This is a genomic window from Sphingobium sp. FW305-3-2-15-F-TSA7, from assembly GCF_058787155.1.
This window is the reverse complement of record NZ_JBYSZM010000004.1, coordinates 160,576-184,227: the sequence shown is the minus strand read 5'-3', so window position 1 is coordinate 184,227 and position 23,652 is coordinate 160,576. Positions and strand designations below refer to the sequence as shown.

Annotated in this window: 22 protein-coding genes; 10 read left to right on the top strand and 12 right to left on the bottom strand. The window is 63.2% G+C overall.

What is annotated here, in order from left to right; translation table 11 throughout:
* Positions 1 to 147 precede the first annotated feature (147 nt).
* Together AC3WN8_RS04415 and AC3WN8_RS04410 are read left to right on the top strand one after the other, a co-directional pair.
* Positions 148 to 531, top strand: a complete 384-nt coding sequence (locus tag AC3WN8_RS04415; RefSeq protein ID WP_492668175.1) for a nuclear transport factor 2 family protein — start codon at positions 148 to 150, stop codon at positions 529 to 531.
* Between the two features lie 700 nt (positions 532 to 1,231).
* Complete coding sequence (locus AC3WN8_RS04410) at positions 1,232 to 2,860, top strand: long-chain fatty acid--CoA ligase (protein ID WP_492668174.1); 1,629 nt, start codon at positions 1,232 to 1,234, stop codon at positions 2,858 to 2,860.
* A 28-nt stretch (positions 2,861 to 2,888) separates the two neighbouring features.
* On the opposite strand, the gene AC3WN8_RS04405 is transcribed toward AC3WN8_RS04410, so the two are convergent.
* A complete protein-coding gene (locus AC3WN8_RS04405) occupies positions 2,889 to 4,352 on the bottom strand; it encodes a tetratricopeptide repeat protein (protein ID WP_492668173.1) in 1,464 nt (487 codons plus the stop codon).
* Positions 4,353 to 5,429: 1,077 nt separating this feature from the next.
* Here AC3WN8_RS04405 and AC3WN8_RS04400 point away from each other — a divergent pair.
* The 4 genes from AC3WN8_RS04400 to AC3WN8_RS04385 all read left to right on the top strand — a co-directional run bounded on the left by AC3WN8_RS04400 (position 5,430) and on the right by AC3WN8_RS04385 (position 9,198).
* Positions 5,430 to 6,017: a hypothetical protein gene (locus tag AC3WN8_RS04400; RefSeq protein WP_492668172.1), complete on the top strand. Its 588-nt coding sequence runs from the start codon at positions 5,430 to 5,432 to the stop codon at positions 6,015 to 6,017.
* Between the two features lie 67 nt (positions 6,018 to 6,084).
* Positions 6,085 to 7,419, top strand: a complete 1,335-nt coding sequence (locus AC3WN8_RS04395) for a hypothetical protein (RefSeq protein ID WP_492668171.1) — start codon at positions 6,085 to 6,087, stop codon at positions 7,417 to 7,419.
* The gene (locus tag AC3WN8_RS04390) at positions 7,416 to 8,597 is read left to right on the top strand and encodes an ImmA/IrrE family metallo-endopeptidase (protein WP_492668170.1); all 1,182 of its coding nucleotides are present in this window, start codon (positions 7,416 to 7,418) and stop codon (positions 8,595 to 8,597) included. Before AC3WN8_RS04395 ends, AC3WN8_RS04390 begins: the two co-directional genes overlap by 4 nt.
* Positions 8,572 to 9,198 carry a PIN domain-containing protein gene (locus tag AC3WN8_RS04385; protein WP_492668169.1) on the top strand — a complete coding sequence of 209 codons (627 nt, stop codon included), beginning with the start codon at positions 8,572 to 8,574 and terminating at the stop codon, positions 9,196 to 9,198. The genes AC3WN8_RS04390 and AC3WN8_RS04385 overlap by 26 nt, the downstream gene beginning before the upstream one ends.
* 255 nt (positions 9,199 to 9,453) lie before the next feature.
* Here the strand turns inward: AC3WN8_RS04385 and AC3WN8_RS04380 are convergent, their stop codons facing one another.
* The 8 genes from AC3WN8_RS04380 to AC3WN8_RS04345 all read right to left on the bottom strand — a co-directional run bounded on the left by AC3WN8_RS04380 (position 9,454) and on the right by AC3WN8_RS04345 (position 17,393).
* Positions 9,454 to 10,470 carry an amidohydrolase family protein gene (locus AC3WN8_RS04380; RefSeq protein ID WP_492668168.1) on the bottom strand — a complete coding sequence of 339 codons (1,017 nt, stop codon included), beginning with the start codon at positions 10,468 to 10,470 and terminating at the stop codon, positions 9,454 to 9,456.
* Between the two features lie 312 nt (positions 10,471 to 10,782).
* Positions 10,783 to 11,004, bottom strand: a complete 222-nt coding sequence (locus AC3WN8_RS04375) for a DUF2798 domain-containing protein (RefSeq protein WP_492668167.1) — start codon at positions 11,002 to 11,004, stop codon at positions 10,783 to 10,785.
* Positions 11,001 to 12,038, bottom strand: coding sequence for an alpha/beta fold hydrolase (locus tag AC3WN8_RS04370; RefSeq protein WP_492668166.1), 1,038 nt, complete (start codon positions 12,036 to 12,038; stop codon positions 11,001 to 11,003). The genes AC3WN8_RS04375 and AC3WN8_RS04370 overlap by 4 nt, the downstream gene beginning before the upstream one ends.
* 24 nt (positions 12,039 to 12,062) lie before the next feature.
* Positions 12,063 to 12,479, bottom strand: a complete 417-nt coding sequence (locus tag AC3WN8_RS04365; RefSeq protein ID WP_492668165.1) for an organic hydroperoxide resistance protein — start codon at positions 12,477 to 12,479, stop codon at positions 12,063 to 12,065.
* A 34-nt stretch (positions 12,480 to 12,513) separates the two neighbouring features.
* Positions 12,514 to 13,785, bottom strand: a complete 1,272-nt coding sequence (locus AC3WN8_RS04360; RefSeq protein ID WP_492668164.1) for an epoxide hydrolase family protein — start codon at positions 13,783 to 13,785, stop codon at positions 12,514 to 12,516.
* Between the two features lie 109 nt (positions 13,786 to 13,894).
* The gene (locus AC3WN8_RS04355) at positions 13,895 to 14,701 is read right to left on the bottom strand and encodes an SDR family NAD(P)-dependent oxidoreductase (protein ID WP_492668163.1); all 807 of its coding nucleotides are present in this window, start codon (positions 14,699 to 14,701) and stop codon (positions 13,895 to 13,897) included.
* A 132-nt stretch (positions 14,702 to 14,833) separates the two neighbouring features.
* Positions 14,834 to 15,736, bottom strand: coding sequence for a LysR family transcriptional regulator (locus AC3WN8_RS04350; RefSeq protein ID WP_492668162.1), 903 nt, complete (start codon positions 15,734 to 15,736; stop codon positions 14,834 to 14,836).
* 235 nt (positions 15,737 to 15,971) lie between these two features.
* Complete coding sequence (locus tag AC3WN8_RS04345) at positions 15,972 to 17,393, bottom strand: amidase (protein WP_492668161.1); 1,422 nt, start codon at positions 17,391 to 17,393, stop codon at positions 15,972 to 15,974.
* Between the two features lie 93 nt (positions 17,394 to 17,486).
* Here AC3WN8_RS04345 and AC3WN8_RS04340 point away from each other — a divergent pair, with 93 nt between their 5' ends.
* Entirely contained in the window at positions 17,487 to 18,095 is a 609-nt protein-coding gene (locus tag AC3WN8_RS04340; protein ID WP_492668160.1) for a helix-turn-helix domain-containing protein, read from the top strand.
* Positions 18,096 to 18,300: 205 nt separating this feature from the next.
* The gene (locus tag AC3WN8_RS04335) at positions 18,301 to 19,302 is read left to right on the top strand and encodes a dipeptidase (protein WP_492668159.1); all 1,002 of its coding nucleotides are present in this window, start codon (positions 18,301 to 18,303) and stop codon (positions 19,300 to 19,302) included.
* Positions 19,303 to 19,527: 225 nt separating this feature from the next.
* Here the strand turns inward: AC3WN8_RS04335 and AC3WN8_RS04330 are convergent, their stop codons facing one another.
* From AC3WN8_RS04330 to AC3WN8_RS04320, 3 genes are all read right to left on the bottom strand, one after another.
* Positions 19,528 to 19,962, bottom strand: a complete 435-nt coding sequence (locus tag AC3WN8_RS04330; protein ID WP_492668158.1) for an acetyltransferase — start codon at positions 19,960 to 19,962, stop codon at positions 19,528 to 19,530.
* Between the two features lie 458 nt (positions 19,963 to 20,420).
* The gene (locus AC3WN8_RS04325; protein ID WP_492668157.1) at positions 20,421 to 20,792 is read right to left on the bottom strand and encodes a hypothetical protein; all 372 of its coding nucleotides are present in this window, start codon (positions 20,790 to 20,792) and stop codon (positions 20,421 to 20,423) included.
* 4 nt (positions 20,793 to 20,796) lie between these two features.
* On the bottom strand, positions 20,797 to 21,834 hold the full coding sequence (locus tag AC3WN8_RS04320; protein WP_492668156.1) for a S66 peptidase family protein: 1,038 nt from the start codon (positions 21,832 to 21,834) through the stop codon (positions 20,797 to 20,799).
* Positions 21,835 to 22,020: 186 nt separating this feature from the next.
* Between AC3WN8_RS04320 and AC3WN8_RS04315 the strand changes: the two genes are divergently transcribed.
* Both AC3WN8_RS04315 and AC3WN8_RS04310 read left to right on the top strand, forming a co-directional pair.
* Positions 22,021 to 22,566, top strand: coding sequence for an RNA polymerase sigma factor (locus tag AC3WN8_RS04315; protein ID WP_492668155.1), 546 nt, complete (start codon positions 22,021 to 22,023; stop codon positions 22,564 to 22,566).
* Complete coding sequence (locus AC3WN8_RS04310) at positions 22,563 to 23,606, top strand: FecR family protein (RefSeq protein ID WP_492668154.1); 1,044 nt, start codon at positions 22,563 to 22,565, stop codon at positions 23,604 to 23,606. Before AC3WN8_RS04315 ends, AC3WN8_RS04310 begins: the two co-directional genes overlap by 4 nt.
* Positions 23,607 to 23,652 lie beyond the last annotated feature (46 nt).

The window sequence follows — 23,652 nt, the reverse complement described above, 5'->3', positions numbered from 1 at the left end:
TTCCTGAAGCGACGGCCCCAAGGCAAGGAATAAGCGGGATATGACCTGTCAACGCGGGTCATTGTCATCCGTTCAACGCCCGGGCGTGGCGGGGGCTCGCCCTGGCGGAAACCGGCACGCCGATCATCTCGGTATCGGGAGATATGCATGATGTTCGATATGCTCTTGATGGCGCTTTCGCTGGCCGGTGCGACGCCCGATCAACCCGTCGCGATCGTGCAGCAGCAACTCGATGCCTATAACCGGCATGACATGGCCGCGTTCGCGGCGACCTATTCCGACGATATCGAACTGTTCGATCTGGGCGCGAATGCGAAGCCGAGGCTGACCGGAAAACCGGCGCTGATCGCGCTGTACAGCCGCTTGTTCGTGCGCGCGAAGCCCCGGGCGACGATCGTATCGCGCGCGGTCACCGGCGCCTTCGTCACCGATCATGAGCGCGTCACATTGGACGGCGGCCGGACCTTCGAAGCGGTCGCGGTCTATCAGGTGGAGAAGGGGCTGATCCGCCGCGTGTGGTTCGCGCAATAGAACATTTTGAAGTCGGGTGGAATCACCTGGCGACGCGCAAAATATGGAAAACAAATAATAAATAGAACGAGACGTGCTTCAGCCCAAGCGCATCTCGCTCCAGGGTTTGATCCATCCGATTCCAAACACCAACCATCTTGTCACTCCCGCGAACGCGCAGTGCTGTCCGGGATTTTATTCAGGATGCGCGAAGGCGAGATTCTCTCCTCTCCATCGAAGATGGGGAGGGGGACCGCCGGCCAACGGCCGGTGGTGGAGGGGAACTGCGATGCTGACGGCACGCACGGTTTTCGATGGCGTTATCCCGCAATTTCTGGTCGTTGCGGTGGGGAATGACACATCGAAATTCCCCTCCACCACGCCGCTTCGCGTCGTGGTCCCCCTCCCCACGCTGCGCGTAGGGAGGAGAGGTTTGGGCGTCCCAAGCCAGATCATGTCTCGGCAGCAAGTTCGTGGGCATACTCCCAGGAATTATCGGATCCGCGAGAAATTTTGACAATAAAATCCCGGACACCAATGCGCGTTCGCGGGAATGACAAGATGAGTTCATCTAGCTGAACCAGACTCTAGCCGTTCATCGGCGTGCCGCGCCCGGCCCCTCGACGCTTCACCGGCGCTTTCATGTCACGTCCGGATCGGGCAAGTCGTATCGATCGACGATGCTCCGCAAGGACGGGAGCGAAGCGATGAGAGGAGAGAGATGACGATGCTCGGCGGCCTGATGCAGACGACACCCTTGCTGATCAGCGGCATATTGCGCTTCGCATCGCAGGCGCATGCCGATCGCGAGATCGTGTCGCGCCTGGTCGATGAGCCGATCTGGCGCTACGATTATGCCGGCTGGGGACGGCGCAGCGCGCAGGCGGCGCATATGCTCGCCCGGCTCGGCGTGAGGCCCGGCGACCGGGTCAGCTCGCTCGGCTGGAACACCCATCGCCATTTCGAGCTTTTCTATGCGGTGCCGGGCAGTGGGGCTGTGCTCCACACCGCCAATCCGCGGCTGCCCGACGATCAGATCGCCTATACGATCAACCATGCCGAAAGCGGCGTGCTGTTCTTCGAACGCAATTTCCTGGCGCTGGTCGAGCGGTTGAAGCCGCTGCTGCCGACGATCCGGCATTTCGTGATGCTGTCCGATGCCGAACGGCTCGATCCCGGCACGCTGGGCGCCATGAGCTACGAAGCGCTGATCGCCGGCGAGCCCGAAACCTGCGACTGGCCAGTGTTCGATGAGAATAATGCGTCGTTCCTCTGCTACACCTCGGGCACCACGGGCGATCCCAAGGGCGTGCTCTACAGCCATCGCTCGGTCGTCCTCCACGCCATGGCGGGCGGGCTGACGGGCGCTTTCGGTTTTTCGGCGTTCGATTGCGTGATGCCGTGCAGCTCGCTTTATCATGCCACCGCCTGGGGGCTGCCCTTCGTCGCACCGATCAACGGGTGCAAGCTGGTGCTGCCCTGCGACCGCATGGACGGTGCGAGCCTCGACGAACTGATCCAGGCGGAAGGCGTGACCTTTTCGGGCGGCGTGCCGACGATCTGGACGATGTATCTGGCGCATCTGGAGCGGACGGGCGGGAATACGGCGGCGCTGGAGACATTGGTCATCGGCGGGTCGGCGGTGCCGCGCGCAATGGCGGAGACATTCCAGCAGCGCTACGGCGTCAAGGTCCGTCAGCTCTGGGGCATGACCGAGACCAGCCCGATCGGCGTGGTCTCGACGCCGACGCCCAAGCTCGCTGCCGAGGGCGGGGATGCGATGGACGAAGTGATCTGGACGCGCCAGGGGCGGCTTCAATTCGGGATCGAGCTGCGCATCGTCGACGAGGAGGGCAATGATCTGCCGCACGACGGCGAAGTCTCCGGCGCGCTGCTGGTACGCGGGCCATGGACGGTGCAGCGCTATTTCAGGGCGGAACAGGATGCCACCGACGCCGATGGCTGGTTCGACACCGGCGATATCGCGACGATCGATCCGTTCGGCTTCATGCGGATCACCGATCGCAAGAAGGATGTGATCAAGTCGGGCGGCGAATGGATCAGCTCGATCGATCTGGAGAATATCGCGGTCGCCTGTCCCGGCGTGCGCATCGCCGCGGTGGTCGGCGTCTATCATCCCAAATGGGAAGAACGTCCGCTGCTCGCGATCGAGCCGCATGAGGGGGAGACGGTGACCGAGGCGGCGGTGCTCGCCTTTCTCGAGCCCCGCCTCATCAAATGGTGGATGCCCGATGCGGTGGTGATCACCCAGGTGCCGCTGACCGCGACGGGCAAGATCGACAAGAAGGTGCTGCGCGACCGCTATCGCGATCATCTGGCGGGCGGGTGATCGCCTGGTTTGTTTCCGTGTTGACTAACTACTCCGACTTGTCAGGGCTTGCCGCGGTAAGTTTGGCCAGCAACGCAAGCGCTTCCCTGCGCTGGTCCTTATCGTGCGGACTATACGCGATAGGCGTCAGCAACAGTCTGACCTGGTCTGGCTTCTGGTCGGCAAAAAGCTGTCTTGCGAGCATCAGCCGCAGGTCGGCATCCTCGGGCGCGAGCAAATGCGCTCTCATCAATCCCGTCGCGGCATTCGGTGTCGGTGTTTCGCCGGCGACGATGAAACTGCGATAGAACAAGATCAGGGGGACGGGATGATCCGCATCGATCCGGTTCGCGCTCAAGGCGAAACGTCGCGCCTCTTTGGCGAAGCGCACTTTATCGTCCTTCCCGGTACTGGCCGATGCACGCCTTAGCGCGACTTCGGCCTTGATCATCAGAGCATCTATTGATGTTCCATCCGAAACGAGAACGCGATCGGCTGCGGCGTCTGCCTCGTCCATATTTCCACTTGCCAGTTCGGCCTCTGCGAGATTGCCCAGAACCCGCACATCCGCAGGCCATTGCGCCGCGGTTCGCCGAGCATCGGAGGCGATGTCACGGTCGAGTTTCTTCTCGGTCGCCAGGCGCGCCCGGATCAGCGTCGGGATCATCGCCGCTTCGCCAGGGGTGGGGTCACGCACATCGATCGGGCCGATCGACAGCTCTTCGGGCGATATCCGCGCGGTCTTCATCGGCTTGGTTCGGTACGCCATCACCTCGCGTTCGAGCTGCTTCAGATTTCCGAATGCCTTCACCGCCGCCTCACCCGGCGGCTGGCCGCGATTGATCGCGTCGAGATAGGCGGCGAGCTGGCCCTTGCGGGCATCATTGAACGTCAGATAGTGCGTCAGCAGCCAGCCGAAGCCATAGAGTTCCATCATCCCCACACGCTGGGAATTGCCTGGATCGGTCAACATGCGCGGCACGTCGGGATTCTTGATGGCCGCGATTTCATAAGCGCGGTGATTGGCCGGTGCGCCGATCTCCATGCCGCCATCGGCCTGGAACCTGGCCGTGGAATAGAATTCGGCGAAGCCTTCGACGAACCATGTCGGGTAGGCCCCGGGGAAGCGGCGCAGCATGAAGTGGTGCGTATATTCATGGAGCAGAACGACCTGCGGGTTGAGCTCGGACCAATGCTCCGCTTTCTCGCGAGAGCTGACGGCTATCGAGGCGCCAGCCCTGCTGTGATAGAAGCCGGCGATGCTGGCGCCTGGCGCACCTGCCAGCTTCGCCGCCGTTTCATTGTTCTGAACGATGAAAACGGTCAGTCTGTTGGCTTTGCCTGCGGGATTGTCCGGCAGTCGTCTTAAGACCCGCATGGCCTTGTCAAAGCGCTCGAGTTGCGCCGCGTAGTTTCGCAAGGCCTCCGGCGTATACTGCGCGTAGATTACGAAGTTGGCGCTCGACGCGACACGCCAGGGCTCCGCGGCTGATGCAGGGGCGGGGCTCAGCATCAGAACCCATAGCCAGCAGCAAATTGGTCGCAGGAAGTTTCCTAATCTTACCATGGCTTGCGATAGGTCGAATTGCCATCGAGGTGCAACCCGGCTCACAGGCGCGGCGGTGATTCTGATCGGCGGCAAGGCGGCCTAAATTCCGCCGTTCATCCTCCCACCGAGCGATCCCAACAGCTGCCGTCAGGGTGCAGATGGCAAAGATTGGTGAGCAGCAGACCTTTAAAAAGAAGTGTCCAAGCGCAGGTTAAAGGGCTTGCCCGGTTCCGCTGCGTGCCATCCGCTGGCCAACGCTAAACGAATTGCGTGCGCGACTTTGCTGGGGGTTGCCACAGGATGAGAATGTTTCCACCAATGCCCATCCAGGGGCGTCCCAAGCGCACGAATTAGCAGGGTGGCGCCAGCCTGATCATCGGACGAAACAGCAATCGTCAATTCGTTATCGTGAGTAACTTGCTCACTAACCGACCAGCGATACGTGACAGCATCAACTACAATGAGTCGGCTGCCCTTGCGAGCGATTGCCATTGAGCTTCTTAACAAGTCGCACGCCCTTTTCAACGTCAGTAGCTGGGGCGTTTGCCGACCGGCAAGAGTCCCGCTCGTCCACGGCGTGTGCAACGACCGAGATTGAGTGGAAGCTAGCCTTTAGCGGACTATCCGAGCAGGGATTCCGGTAGCAGTGCACCTAATTGCTGTTGAAGTGGATTGTGATTCATTGCGCCAGAATGGATTTAGTGCACTGTCACCGGAATCCGGTTCTGCTAAATGCGCCGACATCTGTCCGGATTGGGCAGAGCTAATCCTGCGCGCTTCAACAAGCCTCATTCTCACAGCGCTGAAGCGTAGCCGGGTCTATCGTCATGTCGATGCTGCGACCGTACACCTGAGCACAGACTAAGCGCGCTGATATAATCTGACATCCTTCCATAATTCGTGCGACTCGTCCCCTGCATAAGCCCAAATTGATGCCACTTAGACATCAAGGGGATGGCTGATCCTCGAATAAATATTATTTAATATCAATAAGATGTGTACAATTTGACATTGTAGCATTTTTTTTAATAGTATCCTGACATGAGTGACGGACCATATCGATCGCTGCCCTTATCCCGCCGCTGGAAGAAGGTCGCGGAATGCGCCGAGAACGACAGCTTCACCGAAGCGCAGATCAGCGACGCTTTGCCAGCCGCGCTGGCGAGCGACTGGCGCGCGGGCGATCTTCCCGAGCTTGTCGCTGCTATCGAGGTCGTCCTCGACGATCGCCAGGCATCGCTGTTCGATCGTAGCGATCAGCTCGAGGCGCTTGCTGGGACCTCGGCCGGCGTCGGACTACGACAAGTCTTGGTCCATTGCGCCTTGCAGCGTGTCCACGCTGGCGAGGCCGGTGCGCTCGCGCTCGACCGAGCCGTCGCCGATGCCCTGGCCGTCTGGGCCGCGCGGCATACCCGTCCGATCGAGGAACATTATCGCCGTGCCTGGGGGGGCGGGGCCGCGGCTGTCGTCCGTGCTCGCATCGAGGCCGGGTTCGCCGGCGTCGGGTATGACGCGGTCGCGCGCCAACTGCTCGGGCGCGAGCCGCGCGGCACCATTCGTGCCGCGCCCAAGCAGACCGGTCTCCATGATGGGCCGTCGATCGCCCCGTTGCGCAGCGTGCGGATCTGAGGGGAAGGAAAGCAAGATGAACGTGCTCGCTCCGCAAATGCCGCCTCCGGTCAAGTCTGCCCGGATCATGGTCACCGAGCCCGGCGATCTGCCCGGTGAGGGCTGGGAGGGCTGTACGATCGGTCATGGCATCACCTTCGACGTGGATCGCCTCTCGACCTACTTCTTTAAGCGCTGGAACCCGGTGCTCGAGGATGCCCTGCTGGTCGCAGGCGCCGTCGAATATTGCGATATGGCGGTGCGCCGGCCCGCGCGCAGCTGGGCGCGCGACATCACCCTCCATCTCCCCGTTCATGAACTCGCGCGGTGGTGTCAGCCCGCGGTCGCCGATACACTGCATGCGACGTTGAACCAGCTGACCGGCGACCGCTGGACGATCAGTTTCACCGCACGTCGCCCCGGCGGTGCTTGGGTCGGACAGAATGTGCTCGAGCTCGGCTATCACGCCGACGCCGTCATCCCATTCAGTGAAGGTCTCGACTCTTGCTCGGTCGCCGACCTCGTATCGCGTGAACCCGGCAACGTGCTGGCGCGCATCCGCTTAGGGGCGAGCGATCGCGACAGGCGCCGAAAGTCGGCGCGCGGGCAGGCCTTTGCCAACATTCCTTATGCGGTGCGCGGCCCGCGCAAGGAAACCAGCATGCGCTCGCGCGGCTTCAAGTTCGGGATCATCAGCGGTCTCGCCGCTTATCTCGCCGACGCGTCGCGCGTCATCCTGCCCGAAAGTGGACAGGGGGCGCTGGGTCCCGCCCTTGCGGCGCTCGGCCAAGCCCATCCCGATTACCGCAACCATCCCTGCTTCTTGAGAAAGCTCGAGGCGTTCCTTGAAGCGCTGCTCGATCGGCGTATTACTTATGAGCTGCCGCGCCTCTGGTCGACCAAGGGAGAAACGCTTGCTGCGCATCTCGACGGTTGCACGGGCGATGCGACCGCCTGGCGCGGCACCCGCTCCTGCTGGCAGCAGAACCGCCATGCCGGGGTCAATGGTCGCCTTCGGCAATGCGGCATCTGTGCCGCTTGCCTGCTCAGGCGCATGAGCATTCATGCCGCAGGGCAGGGCGAACCGGTCGATACCTATATCTGGGAGAATCTCTCCGCACCGACGTTGGAAGCTGGAGCTGCAGTGGATTTCGAGCGGCGGAAAATTACGCGCAAGATGCGCGAATATGCCATTGCCGGAACGCTCCATCTCGACCATCTGGCGGGTTTTCGACAATCCGCGACCACCCAGCCGGAGCTCAACTTGCACATCTTCCAGCTTGCCCGCGCCTGCGCGATGTCGACTGAGGCGGTTCGCCTCAAGATCGATCGACTGCTCGCGGCGCACGCGGCGGAATGGGCCGCCTTTCTCGATCATCTGGGGCCGGACGCGTTCCTGCGCGAATGGGCGGCGGGATCGTGACTGCACTCAGCGAACTTGATCAAATCCAGGTCGGCGAACGCTTACGTAAGGCGCGCGACGCCGCTGGCATTACCCAAGCGCACGCAGCCGATGCGATCGGCGTGGTTCGCCCGACTCTCTCCGCCATAGAGAAGGGGCAACGGCGCGTCCGCTTGTCCGAGCTGCAGAAGCTTGCTCAGCTCTACGGGACCTCGGTCAATGCGATCGTGCGGGACGAGGCTGTCCATGTTGACCTCGCTCCGCGGTTCCGCCGGCTCCAAGACAGCCAGGATGATGCGAGCCTCGAAGCAGTGCAACTCCTGTCCGACCTCGCGCGCGCCGAGGTCGAGCTCGAGAATCTGCTCGGCGTCCAGCGGGTACGCAACTATCCTCCCGAGCGCCCGATCGCGCGCGGCGATGTTCGTGCGCAGGCTGAGGATGACGCCAATGAACTGCGCCAACGCCTGGGTCTCGGACTCGCACCCATCGCCGATATCGTGACGCTGATGGAGTTTGAGCTCGGCGTCCGCGTTTATGTGCGACGTCTCAAGAGCAGCATCTCCGGCTTGTTCATCTACGACGAGGCGTTAGGGCCCTGCATCCTGCTCAACGCCAACCACCCAAAAGCGCGCCGCACCCAGACGGCCGCCCATGAATGCGGCCATTTCATCTCGACCAGACGAAGCCCCGAGATCTTGCACTTGGGCGAGATCGAGAATTCGCGCGAGGAACGTTACGCCAATGCATTCGGCGCCGCTTTCCTGGCGCCCGCTCGCGCGGTCATGCAAAAGTTCCAGGAGGTCGTCGCCGGCTCCGAGGTTCTGACCCGCCACCACGTCATCGTGCTGGCGCATTATTTCAATATCTCGCGCGAAGCGCTCGTGCACAGACTCGAGGACCTCAAGCTCGTCACGCCCGGCAAATGGAACTGGTTTCAGGCCCAGGGTGGGATTACCGACGAACAGGAGCGCCAGGTGCTTGGCGACCTGGTCTCGCCCGATGCCGGCAAGGCCGACGCCCAACGGCCGACCTCGTTGCGTCTCGGGCTGCTTGCCGCCGAGGCTTGGCGCCGGCAACTGATGAGCGAAGGCCAGTTGGCAAAGCTCCTGCGGCTCAATCGCGCCGAATTGCGCGGAATGCTCGCCGATCTCGAACTGGAAGGGAGCGATGCCGATGGCATCCCCATCCTTCCGGATTGACCGGACGGCGTCCATCATTTTGGACACCAGCGCCGCGATCAACCTCAATGCCTCGGGCCATGCACCCGTGATCGTCGAAGCCCTGCCCTGCGCGATCGCCGTCACCGATGTCCTGATCGCTGAGCTCAAGGAGGGCCGCTCAAGGGGGCGGACTGATCTCGATGCGATCGAGCGGTTCATCGCGGCAGGGCTGATCGATATCGTCGGCCTCGACGAACGCGGGGACGCGTATTTCGAGGGGCTGGTGATCGGACCGACAGCGGAGACGCTCGACGACGGCGAGGCAGCGACCATTGCCTGTTCGGTGGCCGTTAACGCGATCGCGGTGATCGACGAGCGCAAGGCTACTAACCTGTCCGCGCGGCGATTTCCGGATCTCCGCGTTCTGACTTCGCTCGATCTCATGCTTCAGCCCGATGTGGTTGAGGCCCTTGGCCAAGCAGGGCTGCGTGACGCGGTGTTGGGCGCATTGCGCATAGGTAGGATGGGAGTGCCCGCTCGGTTCGAGGACTGGGTCGTGGCCTTGATTGGCGCCGATGATGCCGCAGCGTGCCCGAGCCTGCCTGCCCGTTTGCGCGCGCGGAGTACGGGGGCGGTCTGAGAACCTGGGCGGGCAGGCTGTCGGCCGGGCTTCCGGCGTGCGGCGACGTCGCATGAGCAGCTGGATCTAGCTAATCGATCAAGTTGAGCCGCTTGCAGATCCAAGAAATCTGCGCGAGTGCGTGGTGACGCGGCGGATTCACGATCAAGTGCCAGACGAGATGGCTGCTCAAGCTAGCCAACTGAGCCTGCTCAAATGTCCGCTCTGCCGAACGGCAATCTGAAACCCGGCAGACAGAAACCGGCCCACAATCCGTCAGTGGCGATGATGCTCGGCGATCTTCTCGTCCGTCAGGCGAAGGAAACGCGCGGCGTTATTGTAGAAGATGTTTCGCTTTTGCCGGTCGGTGAGAAACGGAGCCTCCTCGATTGCGCGAACCGAAGCTTCGATGACACCGGGCCAGATCATCTGGTCGGATCCGAACATGATGCGGTCGGCATAGCCTGCGTCGACGAGTTCGCGAAGAAAGCCGTAAAAGGCCGGCCGGGGTTCGGTGTAAACGATCGAACCGATATCGACATAGACCTGCGGGTAGCTGAAAAGCAGCGCGCGCATCCGCTCGGCCATCGGGTATCCCGCATGCATCACCGAGACGCGCAGCCTGGGATGCTGCACGAGGACGGGCTCGAGCAGCAAGGGATCGCCGAGGCTGACGCGATATTCGCCGTCGGCGTAAGGCTGGCCCGGCTCGCCCGGTCCAAGGTGGATGGCGACCGGCACGTCGAGTTCTTCGGCCAGCGCCCATATCGGTTCCAGCCGCGGATCACTTGGCGAGACGCCTTCATATTGCGCCATGATCTCGCCGATGACCTGCAATTTCCCCAGGGAATGGAGCGTGCGGAGATCGGCGATCGAGCGAACACCAACATGGCTCGATCCCGATGTGCCGGGCAGCCGGTAATCGACCGCCTGGATGATACGCTTCGGCGCCGCTTGCGCCCAGCGGCCGACCATCTGCGGCTCGCCGCTGACCACGCCGTAGATGTTGAACCGCTCCATCGCCGCGATCGTATCGCGCATGACCTGATCGTCGGTGACGGCGGGCTGGATCGGATTGGGGCACGGCGCAGTGTCGAACGACATCCCCTCATAGACACCGGCTGAGTTGTCCGATCTCGGCATGATCTCGAAAGGCGCGCACATCGGCGGCGGATTCTGTCCCGAATACTCCGCCGCCCGGGCATGAAGATGCATGTCGATGATCGGCTCTGGCGCCTGTTGAGCATAGGCAGGAACCGGCAAGAGGATTGCCATGAAGAGCAGCTGGCGCATCGGCACTTTCCCTTGCTGATGACTGTGAAAGACCAGCTGCGGGTGAAACATGCCTGATGCTCACTTGTCGACCCCATGCCGGATCTCGTCGCCAGCCATGATGTCCGCATAGCTGTCCCCGGGTTCGTCGGGGTGACGGGCGCAAGGACGCGTCAGGCCTCGATCGCTGGTAGCTTGTCCTTCCACGGCCGCGCGGTTTCGAGCTGCGCGGCGAGGTGGAAGGGCAGGGCTTCGTCGCCGATCACCGGACGCAGACGATGCGATCGGTCATTGCACTTCGGGGTGGCAGTGCGTCAACGAATGTGCATTTTTTCAAACGATGATGCGGTCAACCTGGGCTTGCAGGCGCGGTCCAACCACCAAAATGGCGGGAATGACGATCGCATAGGCTGTTGCCCAGGAACGTAGCCAGGTCGCCACAAAATCCTCTGGAAAGCCAAGGTTGATGGCGAGCAGGGAAAACGAGATAATTCCTGTCGTTACGATGCCCATGAGGAGGGCGAACGCGATTTTCCGCTTCACTTGAACGTTCATTTTTCATCTCCCCGAAATTGTGCTGATCCCGCGTCGATCACTGCCCCGACAAATGCGTCCGGCGCTTCCTGGGGCAGGTTGTGGCCGATGCCGCCATTGATCGTACGATGCGCATATCGGCCGGAAAATTTCTTCGCATAGGTCTCCGGCTTGGGATGCGGGGCGCCGTTGGCATCGCCTTCCAGTGTGATTGTCGGTATGGTGATGGCCGGAAACGTCGCAAGCCGTCGCTCCAGCACGTCGTTTTCGGGTTCGCCTCTGCTCAGCCCGAGCCGCCAACGGTAATTGTCGACGACGATGGCAACATGGTCCGGATTTTCGAGCGCGCGTGCCGTGCGGTCGAATGTGGCATCATCGAAATGCCAGGTCGGCGACGCCGTCCGCCATATCAGCTTCGCAAACTCGGTCCGGTTCGCATCATATCCGGCCCGGCCCCGTTCGGTGGCGAAATAATATTGATACCACCAGGAAAGCTCGGCCGCCGGCGGTAAGGGCATCATGTTCGCCTCTTGGCTGCCGATGAGATAACCGCTTACCGACACAAGCGCCGTGCAACGTTCCGGCCAGAGTGCCGCAAGGATGCAGGCGGTGCGGGCGCCCCAGTCGCAGCCGGCGACGATCGTTTTGTCGATGCCAAGCGCATCCAGCAGGGCGATCGCGTCTGTTGCAAAGACGGATTGCTGGCCGTTCCGGGGCGTGTCCCTGGAAAGGAGGTTCGTTGTCCCGAAGCCGCGCAGATAGGGCACGATCACTCGATAGCCAGCTGCTGCCAGTGCAGGCGCCACAGCTTCATAGCTGTGAATGTCATAGGGCCAGCCATGCAACAGAAGAACTGGCTGCCCATCGCCTGGACCCTGCTCGACGAACCCGACATCGAGCCTCCCGGCATGGATTTGCTTGATCGGGCCAAAACCGGCGGCGGCAGGCGGTGGGCTGGCGAGAGCCGGAACCCGGCTGGATCCCCATGCCATACCGGCGGCGGCTGCAGTCGAGCTGAGAAAATTCCGCCGATTGAGTAAGTTCGGATATGGCATGGGATATCTCCAGTCCTGCGCCGATCAGGCGAGGTTGATCTCGACATCGATATTGCCGCGGGTCGCTTTCGAATAGGGGCAGGTCTGATGCGCCATATCGACGATCGCCTGCGCGGTTTCGCGATCGACGCCGGGCAGGCTGACATTGAGACGCGCCTGAAGCAGATAGGCATCGCCGGCCATTCCGAGATCGACCTCAGCATCGATCGCAAGATCGGCGGGGAGCTTTACATCGAGCTTCTTGGCGGCGAGACCCATGGCGCCTTCGAAGCAGGCGGACCAGCCTGCGGCGAACAGTTGCTCGGGATTGGTGCCGTTGCCTGGCCCACCCGGACTGGAGAGCTTCACATCGAGCCTGCCGTCCGAGCTTGCCGACTTGCCGTCCCGGCCTCCGGTGGTGTGGGTCTTGGCGGTGTAGAGGATTTTATCGGGCTTGTTCATGATCTTGTTCCTTTGATGCGTAATGATCGTTTGCTCAGCGCTTCTCGCGCAAGGGACGGAAGGCGGCGCGGATTTCGGCAGCGAACAGTTCAGGTTGTTCCCAGGCGGCGAAATGCCCGCCCTTGTCGACTTCGTTCCAGTAGATCAGCTTTTTGAAGCTCTTCTCGCCCCAGCTGCGCGGGGCGCGATAGATCTCGCCCGGGAACACGGTCACCGCGACCGGCACCTTACTGATCTCGATCGCGTTGAACGGACCGCCTTCGCCTTGCGCGGCATCCCAATAGCTGCGCGACGACGAGGTTCCCGTATTTGTCAGCCAATAAAGGGTGATGTTGTCGAGGATCTCGTCGCGGGTCAGCACGCTCTCGGGATTGCCGCCGCTATGCGTCCAGGTCGCGATCTTTTCATAGAGGAAGGCCGCGAGACCGACCGGCGAGTCCGACAGGCCATAGCCGAGCGTTTGCGGCCGCGTGTTCATCATCTCGGCATATCCGAAGCCCTTGCCATAGAAGGTCTCGAGGCCGGCATATGCCACTTTCTCTTCGGGCGAGTAGCTCGCGGGAACCGGCTGCTTGGCGCGGACGAGCTTGAGAACATCCGGTGGCACGGTGCCCGGCATGTTGGTGTGGATGCCAAGCAGACCTTGGGGCGCCTGTACGGCCATCACCTGCGAAATGATCGCACCCCAGTCACCGCCCTGCGACACATAATTCTTGTATCCAAGGCGCTTCATCAGCACGTCCCAGGCGCGCGCCACCCGCGCTGGATCCCATGCCTCGGTCGGTTTCCCGGAGAAGCCATAGCCCGGATAGGTGGGCATGATCAGGTCGAAGGCGTCCTCGGCCTTGCCGCCATGCGCGGTCGGATCGGTCAGCGGTCCGACTGTTTTCAACAGTTCGAACGGTGAGCCCGGCCAGCCGTGCGTCATCAGCAGCGGCATCGCACCCTTATGCTTCGAGCGAATGTGGATGAACTGGATGTCGACGCCGTCGATCGTCGTAATGAACTGCGGCACGGCGTTGAGGCGGGCTTCGCCTTTGCGCCAGTCATAGTCACTGCCCCAATAGCGAACGAGCGGTTCAAGGCGGGCGAGCTGCACGCCCTGCGATGCGTCGGCAACCTTTTCGCGGTCGGGCCAGCGCGTCTCTGCGATGCGCCGCCGAAGATCCGTCAGCGCTTCTTCGGGGATGGCGATATGGAAGGGACGGATGGACTCGTCTTGGGGTGCCACGGCGCCCGCAGCGGCCGTGGTCGCGGTTGCCGAACCAGCGCTATTGGCAAGGCTGGGGCCGGCGTGAAGTGCCATGCCTGACGCTGCGACCGAAAGGGCCGTGGCGGAAAGCAGGCGGCGAAGGGACGTTGAGTTCGCAGCGGACATCATCATCATTCTCCTGTTTGGGCGTGAAGAGGTTGGTTTAGGCTGCGACGGCGGTCCGATAACGGTCGGCCGGTTTGGTCAGCGACAGATTGGGAAGCATGGCGACCCTTGCCGCCTCGAACGCATCCCAGGCGGCAATGTCGGGAAGCGCGGGGATGGTGACGGTCTCGCCGAGGTCGAGTCCGGCCAGCGCGGCGTCGACCATTGCATCGGCCGACATCACGATCTCCGCAGGAACGCCGGAAAGCGGCACGCCGGACAGATCCCAGAACTCGGTCGCGGTGGCGCCGGGCAAAACGACCTGGACGCGGACGCCCTTGTCTGCGAGTTCCGCGTGCAGCGACGCCGTGAGGGCGACAACGAACGCCTTCGTCGCACCATAAACGCCGTTGAGCATGAATTCGGGCGCGATTGCGACAGTCGATGCGATGTTGATGATCGTACCGCTGCCCACCGCTGCAAACCGCTGCGCAACGGCGTAAGTCAGCCGGGCGAGCGCGGTGGCGTTGATGTCGATCATCGCTTCCATCTGGTCGACATCCGCCTGCCACGTCGGGACCGGGGCGCCGATGCCGGCATTGTTCACCAACATCGTGATGCGGCGGTCGTTGATGAGGCGCGCTTCGATCAGGCGCAGTTCGCCAGGGTTGGAAAGGTCGGCCGGCAGGGTATCGACATTACGGCCGGTGGCTTCGCGTATCCCCTTCGCGACCTGATCGAGCTTGGCGGCGCTGCGCGCCACCAGGATCAGGTCATAGCCCCGTCGTGACAGGCGGTCGGCATAGATCGCTCCGATTCCGGTGGAGGCACCGGTGATGAGGGCAATGCCCTTTGCTTCGTTCATCGCTCTTCCTTTCAAGAAGGTTGGGATGCCGACCGACCGATGCGATCGGGGCGACCAGAACGATTTAGAGGGTTGGGAGAATGCCGGTAGGAAGGGAAAGCGAGAGCAAGCCTCTCATTCCGCGCATGTCGGTCAGGGGCAGCCCAGTCCCGTGCACGCCGCGCGCAGGCGCGGCGAGGCCCAATCGATGAAGGCGCGCACCTTGAGCGGAAGCAGGCCTTGGCGCGGGTAGACGATATGGATGGGGCGAGGCTCGCCATCAAAATCCGGAAGGAGGCGTATGAGCGTGCCCGATTGGATATGCTCCGACACCTGATAATCGAAGAGGCGCGCGACACCCACGCCGCTGAGCACGGCCGCGAGATTTCCGGCGGCGCTGTTCACTGCAACCCGCGCACGCGGCATGCACATCAGATCCTCACCGTCTACGCGATAACCCCAGAACATGGGGAGCGGGCCGAATAGGATCCCGTCGTGGCCGGGGAGGTCTCCCGGAGTGGTCGGTGTTCCGCGCCGCCCGAGATAGGCGGGGCTGGCGCAAGTGATCAGGCGAAACTCCCCCGCCTTGACCGCGAACAGCGCGCTGTCGGGCAGATGGCCGAGCCGGATCGCGACGTCGACATGCTCGTCGACCATATGCACCAGCCGGTCGGAGGTTATGAGATTGAGCGTGACCTCGGGATATTCTTCCATGAAGGCGAGCGCGATGGGGATCACATGGCGCACACCGAATTCGATCGGCATGGTGATCGACAGTTCGCCGCGCGGCGTCTGATACTCCCCTGATGCTCGGCGCTCGGTTTCTTCCAGATCGGCAATAATGCGTCGGGCTGCCTCGACATAGTCGCGCCCTGCGTCTGTAAGTTGAATGTTACGGCTCGTCCTCACGAGCAAATTGGTTCCAAGATAGCGCTCGAGTTCGGCGACCTTGCGGCTGACACTGGGAAGCGGTGAGCCCAACGCGCGGCTTCCCGCTGACAGGCTGCCGGCATCGACGACCGCCAGAATCACCCGCATGGCGTCGAGCCGATCCATCTGCCCCTCTCCCGCGTCGACAGATGCGTAGCTGACTTTGGCTGATCAACATAGCGCCATGCTCGGGCCTGGGCCTTCGCGTTGTACGGAGAAACGGTCCACCGCGGCCCTGCTCGACACGCTAGAGGTCCGCTTGTGCGCGTTTCGGCCTGAAAGCCGACAGTCTGCAACCGGACCGGAAGTTTCCATCATAGATGCCCCCCGGGTTCGCCGGTGTGACGGATGCGAGGACGCGTCAGACCTCGATCGCTGGAAGCCTGTCCTTCCACGGTCGCGCGGTTTCGAGCTGCGCGGCGAGGCGGAAGAGCAGGGCTTCGTCGCCGAAACGGGCCATGAACTGGGTGCCGATCGGCAGGCCGGCGGCGCTGTGGAATAGCGGCACGGTCATTGCCGGGACGCCGGTGATGTTCGCCAGCGCGGAATAAGGTGCGAAGCTGGTTGACAGCGTCCGGACGTCCGCGGCGGTACCGTCCAGCGTGCCCAACGGCGCCGGCGGTTGCGCCAGCGCCGGGCTCAGCATGATCGGATACCGCGTCTGAAAGGCGGCAAGATCGCGGCTCGCTTTCTGGAAATATTGGGTCGCGCGCAGATAGTCGGCGGCGTCGACCGACTGTCCCGCTTCGACCAGTGCCGCGACATGCGGTTCGAGCTCGCCGTCCGCAGGCGCCCGGCCGAGTTGCTGTGCGCGGGCATCGACGAGCGCGCGGACGAGCGTGGCGGCCACCACTGACGAGGCAGCGGCGAGCAGTCGCCGATCGATCGGTAGGGCAGCGGGCTCGACATGGTGGCCGAGCGCTTCGCACAGCGCGGCGGCATCCTGCGCGGCGGCGCGGCAATCGGCGTGGACGGCGCCGTCATCGGGCAGATCGATGATCAGCGCGATACGGATATGGCCGGGATCGGCCCCGACTTCGCTCAGCCAGGGGCGCGCGGGCGGCGCGATGCCATAGGGCGCGCCCAGATCGGGGCCCGCCGATATGTCGAGCAAGGCGGCGCTGTCGCGAACCGAGCGACTGACGGCATGCGCCGTGCCGAGGCCCGCGCTCGATTCGCCGCGTTCCGGCCCCATCGGCATCCGGCCACGCGTCGGTTTCAGCCCGAACAGGCCGCAACAGGATGCCGGGATGCGGATCGATCCGCCGCTGTCGCTGGCATGCGCCATCGGCACGATGCCCGCCGCGACCGCCGCCGCGGCGCCACCGCTCGATCCGCCTGCCGTCCGCGAAAGATCCCATGGATTGCGCGTCGGCGCGGAGGCGGCGGGTTCGGTCGTCACGCTATAGCCGAGCTCGGGCGTGGCGCTTTTGGCGAAGATCGCGAAACCGGCACGGCGATAGCGTTCGAACAGTTCCGAACTTTGCGACGGCACATCGCCGGCCCAGAAACGCGATCCGTTCGCGGTCGGCTCGCCAGCATAGGCCATATAGAGGTCCTTCAGCACGAAGGGGACGCCGTGGAACGGGCCGTCGGGCAGGCCGGCGGCGATATCCGCGCGGGCCCGCGCCTCGAACAGATGGTTGAGCGCATGGATCCGCGGATTGACCGCCGCGGTCCGCGCCAGCGCGGCGTCGAGCAATTCGCTTGCCGAGACCTGTCTGTCCGCGACCAGCTTCGCCAGCCCGAGCGCGTCGTGCGCGACATAATCATCGTTGGTCATGATGGGCTCCGCATCGTGTTTTCATTTGGAAACAGCGCGCAATGAACGATACAGGACGGGTTCTGCTCGTTTCTGAACGCTGAGAGGATTGGCATGACGACGTCGCTCGCGCCCGCTACGATCGGCGCCCGGCTGAAGGCGCTGCGTAAACGCGAAGGCTGGACGCTGACCGAAGTCGCGGCGCGCACCGGTATCTCGCAGGGCACATTGTCCAAGCTCGAGAACGGGCTGACCAAGCTCAATTTCTCGAGCGTGGTGAAGCTTGCGAGCGGGCTCAATCTCCCGGTCACCGCCTTCACCAACCCCGAGCCCCATGTCGAGGTCAGCGGCTCGCGCCGCGCGGTGACGCGCGCCGGGACCGGCCCGCGCTTCCAGGCGCAGGACATCGAATATGAAGTGCTGGCCGACGGCCTGGCCGGCATGAACAAGGTGTTCCTGCGCGCGCGGATCAAGCAGCATCCCGATCGCGAGCCCGTCGAATTCCGCCGTCACCCGGGGCAGGAATTCATCTACGTCCTCAGCGGCGAGTTCGAGCTCCAGACCGAGGCCTATGCCCCCATCCGCCTGCGCGAAGGCGACAGCGTCGTTTTCGATTCCAGCATGGGCCATCGCTATGTCTCGATCAGCGAACCCGATACGATCCTGCTGATCGAGATGGAGGTCGCGAGCTATCCGACGGTAATCGAGGATCTGATCATCTGAGGCGCGGGACGTCCGCAATGGGGGAAGGCGGTGGTCGCATATGCGGTTCATTCGGCACCTCCCTCAGAGAATATTTTCGTAATCGAAACTTGACCGAATGGCAAGATTGCCGCAGATAATTCGCGCAATCCTGCTTCATTTCGACAGCCGTGCCCGAAGATTATTCCGAATCGATATTCGGAAACCGGGCGGTGAAAGGGTCATCATGGATATCGAAGCGCTTCACGCCGAAACCATCATCGTCGATGCCGTCTGCCCGATCACCTATGAGAAAAGATACGTCGACTGGTATCGCGAAGGCGGCGTCACCGTGGTCACGCCCACCGTGGCCTGGGTGCAGAATGCCGATTATGCGTTCAAGGCGATCGCGGGATGGCACGCCTTTGTCGCCAGCCGCGCGGACATGCGCCTGATCCGCAGCGCGGCCGATATCGTTGCGGCGAAGCAGGCCGGAGAGACCGGCATTCTCCTGCATTTCCAGGGCACCGATCCGATCGAGGACAATCTGGAGCTTATCCCCATTTATGGCGAACTCGGCGTCAAGGTGATCCAGCTCTGCTATAATCGCCGCAATCGCGTCGGCGACGGCGGCAGCGAACGGACCGATTCCGGGCTCAGCTATTTCGGCCTCGAACTGATCGCCGCGCTCAACGATGCGAAGATCGTCGTCGATTGCGCGCATACCGGCGCGCGTACCACGCTGGAGGCGATCGAAGCCTCGCGGTCTCCGGTCGTGATCTCGCACGGCAACGCCGCCGCGATCCACCCGTCGAACCGCAACGTCTCCGATGAGGTGATCAAGGCGATCGGCGCGAATGGCGGGTTGATCGGCGCGGTCGGCTTCCCCGCCTTCGTCAACGATTCCGAACGCCCGACGCTCGATCATTTCATCGATCACATCGTCCATATCGCCGATCTGGTCGGGATCGATCATGTCGGCCTGGGCATCGACTACGCATCGATGCAATGGCCGATCGTCAGCGACGAGGCCGCAGTCGCGATCTATGATCAGGCGATCGCAGCCGGGATCTGGCGCGCCGATACCTATCCCAAGCCGCCATATTATTATCCGGCCGGCATCGAGACCCCGCGGACGATGATCAATCTCACCCGGCGCCTGGCCGAGCGCGACTTCGACACGGTGTCGATCCGGAAGATCCTGGGCGGCAACTGGATGCGGATCTACGAAACCGTCTGGGAGGGCTGAGGATTCGTCTGGAGTCTGATCCAGCGAGATCAACTCATCTTGTCATTCCCGCGAACGCGGGAATCCAGCTTTTCCGTGAAGCATCAGAAAGAAGAAGAAGCGGGATTCCTGCTTTCGCGGGAATGACAAGATGGTGGTGTTTCTACTCAGATGGATCAAACTCCGGAGCATTTTGAAGTCAGGCGCAGACCTTAGCCCCGCCGCACATACAGGAAACTGCCGGATTCAATTCTGCCGGCGGAGATGCAGCAGCGGATATGGACGGCCGGCATCGTCGAGCGGCGAGCGGTCGAAACGGACAAAGCCCAGATGTTCGTAAAAGGCGAGGGCGCCTGCATTCTGCTCGTTGACGTCGACGGTGATGCTGTCGGCGCCGCGCGCCGCATGATCGGTCAGCGCCCGCCCGATGCCGCGGCCATGCTGGCCGGGCGCCACGAACAGCGCATCGATATGCGGTCCGGACAGCCCCATGAACGCGGCGGGCAGGCCCGCATCGTCGTCGACCACCCAGAGCGGCGCGGTGGCGACATAGGGGCGCACCTCCAATGCGATCGCATCCAAGTCTCCGGGCGTCAGGAAATCATGCGTCGCCTTCACCGCATCGTGCCAGATCTCGAACAGCCGGTCGGCGTCGGCGGGGGTGGATAGTCTCGGGCGCATAGGCGCTCATAAACGGGCGATATCGCGAAAGGCAATGGCGATGCACCGGGTTGTCCGCAAACCGGTCCACAGCTTTATCCACAGCCTGAGGGCCTGTCCGGAGTGGCAGGATCTGGAGTTTGATCCGTCTGCGTCGAAACACCACCCACCATGCCATTCCCGCGAAGGCGCACTGCTGTCCGGGATTTTATTCGGGATGCGCGATGGCGGGAATTTCTCCTCTCCATCGAAGATGGGGAGGGGGACCGCCGGCCAACGGCCGGTGGTGGAGGGGAACTGCGATGCTGATGCCACGCACGGTTTTCGGCGGCGTTATCTCGCAATTTCTGCTGGTTGCGGCGGGGAATGACGCATCGAAATTCCCCTCCACCACGCCGCTTCGCGTCGTGGTCCCCCTCCCCACGCTGCGCGCAGGGAGGAGAGGCTTTGCCGTATCAGCCAATCCAGCTGGACAGACTCTAACGCCCCGTCGCGCTTTCCAGGCAGCGGCCCATGCCACAGGCCAGCGATCGATCCATCGCCACGCGGACCTTCTCGATCATCGGGCAGGTGGCGCCGGGCTGCGGCGTCAGCCTGACGGTGTGGCCCGCCGCATCGGCGAGGTTCAGCGTGTCGCGGAGGCGTTCGTGCGAAGTGATCGTGCCGTTCCACAGGATGCGGTCATGCTGGTCTAGGATGATGGTGTCGGTATTGGCCGGCGCGGGTGCCGGCTTGCCGCTGGATGCGGCGATCCAGTCGGCCCGCGGCCCCGGGCATGGCGTGCCACCGCCACATGCCGACAGGGTCAGCGGGACAAGCGCGATGGCGAGCAGGCGGGGAGGGGTGATCATCGGGCTATGCCACCGCGGATTCGAGGATACGGATCGTGCCCGCGGTCGCGTCGATCTCGGCGCGGATGCCCACGGGAATGCTGAACTGGTTGGGGATATGGCCGATCAGCGCGCCCTGGAACGCCGGTACGCCGAGCGGTTCGAGATGCTGCTTGAGCACTTCCGACAGGCTGAACCCGCCATAATTGCCGCCCGAAGATCGGCAATCGGTGCATTGGCCGAAAACGACGCCGGCGACGCGACCGAGTATGCCGGACAGCGCAAGCTGGGTCAGCATGCGGTCGATCCGGTATTCGGCCTCGCCGATATCTTCCAGGAACAGGATCGCGCCGTCGAAATCGGGCAGATAGGGCGTGCCCATCAGCGCGGCGAGCACGGTCAGATTGCCGCCGAGCAGGCGGCCGCTCGCCTTGCCGGGGCGGAAGGTGCGGATCCGCCCGCTGCGCTGGACGAGGCGGTCGTCGGTCCCTTCGGGTGTCTGATAGACCGGCGTCGCGCCGTCATAGACGAGGCTCCGGAACGCATCCCAGGACAGCTTGCCCCAGGAGCTTGCGGCATTGGGGCCGTGGATCGTGGTGAAACCGGCGCGCGCGGCAAAGGCCAGGTGCAAGGCGGTGATGTCGCTGAAGCCGACGAGCAGCTTCGGATTGGCGCGGATCAGCTTGTAATCGAGATAGGGCAGGATGCGGGCGCATCCCCAGCCGCCGCGCACCGCGAAGACCGCGCGTACGCTGTCATCGGCATACATGGCGTTGACGTCGGCGGCGCGCGCCTTGTCTTCGCCGGCGAGATAGCCGTAGCGCGCCGCCAGATGCGGCGCCGGCTTGGGAACGAGCCCCATCGCCTTCACCGTGTCGACGACGAGCTGCAGGTCGAATTCGTCATCGGTGAAGCCCGCGGGTTCGATCAGGCCGACGGTGTCGCCCTGCCGCAATCGGGGCGGTTTGCGGGTGGCTGGCGGGGCGGCGGTAAGGGATTGCGGCAGGGCAAGCGCGGCGGAGAATGCGCTGAGGCCCTGGATGGCGGTTCGTCTGTCGATCATTCCCAGGGCCATAGCAGCGTTGACCGGATGCCGCGACACCCGACCAATTCTTTGGCATGTGCATCTCCGCCGCCGGCTTCGCACGGCGATCGTTTTTTTCGATCGCCGTGCGAAGAAATGCCGTCCGCGCGTCTAATGGGATACGGCCGTCTGCGAGAGGCTCATGTGATGCCGGGTGAAAGTGCGATGCCAGGGGAAAATGCCGAGCCGGGCGAACATGCCGGGCAGGGTGAAAGCGCGCGCGACGTCATCGAATTCAGCCGCGAATATCGGCCGGCGCTGATGGCGTTCTTCCTGCGCCGGATCGCCGATCATGCCGAGGCCGAGGATCTGACGCAGGAAGTGTTCACGCGGCTGGCGAGCCATCCCGATATGACGGTGCAGTCGGGCAGCGCCTATCTGTTCCAGACCGCTGCGAACCTGCTGCGCGATCGGTCCCGCCGCGCGAAAGTGCGGACCGAATATCGGCAGATGCTGGGTGAGGGCGATGCGATCGGCGTCGATCCGCTCGATCCGTTCCGCATTGCGGCCGGCCGCGATTCGATCGTCGCGATGCGCCAGGCCCTGGGCGAACTCGACGAAACGACCGAAGCGATCTTCGCACTCTACCGGCTGGAGCATATGAGCAAGGACGTGATCGCCGATACGTTCGGTATCGCGGTGCGCACGGTCGAGAAGCATCTGACCAAAGCGATGGTGCTGCTGACCGAGCGATTTGGAGACGATCGATGAGCATCTCCGTCGTCCCCACGGATCGCCAGGCGCGGCTGGAAGACGCGAGCGCATGGTGCCTGCGGCTGTCCGAGGGCGCGCTGTCGATCGACGAGCAAAGCGCCTTCGATGCATGGATCGATGCAGATCCCGACAATCTCGACGCCTTCGAGCGATCGGTGCGCGTCTGGCAGCGTTTCGGCGCGGCCGCCACCGCGCCCGAGTTCATCGAAGTCCGCGAGCGTGCGCTGGCGACCTATCGAAAGCGGAACCGGGCGCGCTGGGCGGTCCGGTCGGGACCGCGACGGGCGTTCTGGGGGATTGCGGCCTGTCTGGTTCTCGCCTTTGTCGCGAGCGTGCTGTGGTTGCAGAGCCAGCCCGACATTTATCGCACGGCGGTGGGCGAGCGCCGGATCGTCGTGCTTGCCGACGGTTCGCGCATCTCGCTCGATGCCGCCACCCGCGTCGATGTCCGGCTCGAAAAGGATCGGCGCGTGCTGGTCCTGCGCCAGGGGCGCGCGAAGTTCGACGTCGCCCACGATCCGGCCCGCCCGTTCAGCGTTACGGCGGCCGACAAGCTGGTGGTCGCGACGGGCACCTCGTTCAGCGTCGAATTGCTGCGCCGGCAGATGCATGTCGTGCTTTATGAGGGGCAGGTCGCGGTGCTCGAGCAGCGCGATCGCGGCGCCATGCCGGTGCCGGTTGCGCTCAAAGGGGCAAATGGCGCCGCGGACCGGCTGCTCAAGCCCGGTGGAGAGCTGGTCTCCAATCTCGCCCAGTCGACTGCGTCGGTCGCCGCGACCGACGTGGCGCGATCGCTGTCCTGGGAAGTTGGGCAGCTGACCTTTATCGACGAGCCGCTTGCCAGCGCGGTCGAGCGCGTCAATCGCTATTCCGCGCGCAGGATAGAGCTGGCCGATCCGAAGGCGGGTGCGCTCGAAATCAACGGCGTGTTCAACACCGGCGATGTCGATGCCTTTGTCGTCGGCGTTCGCGAGACTCTGCCGGTCCGCATCGCCGGCCGTGACGGCGCGATCACGATCGCTTCATCGGATCGCTGAGCCGCTTTCAGAAAATTTCGCGTCCGGCGGGCGGAGATTGGCGGAT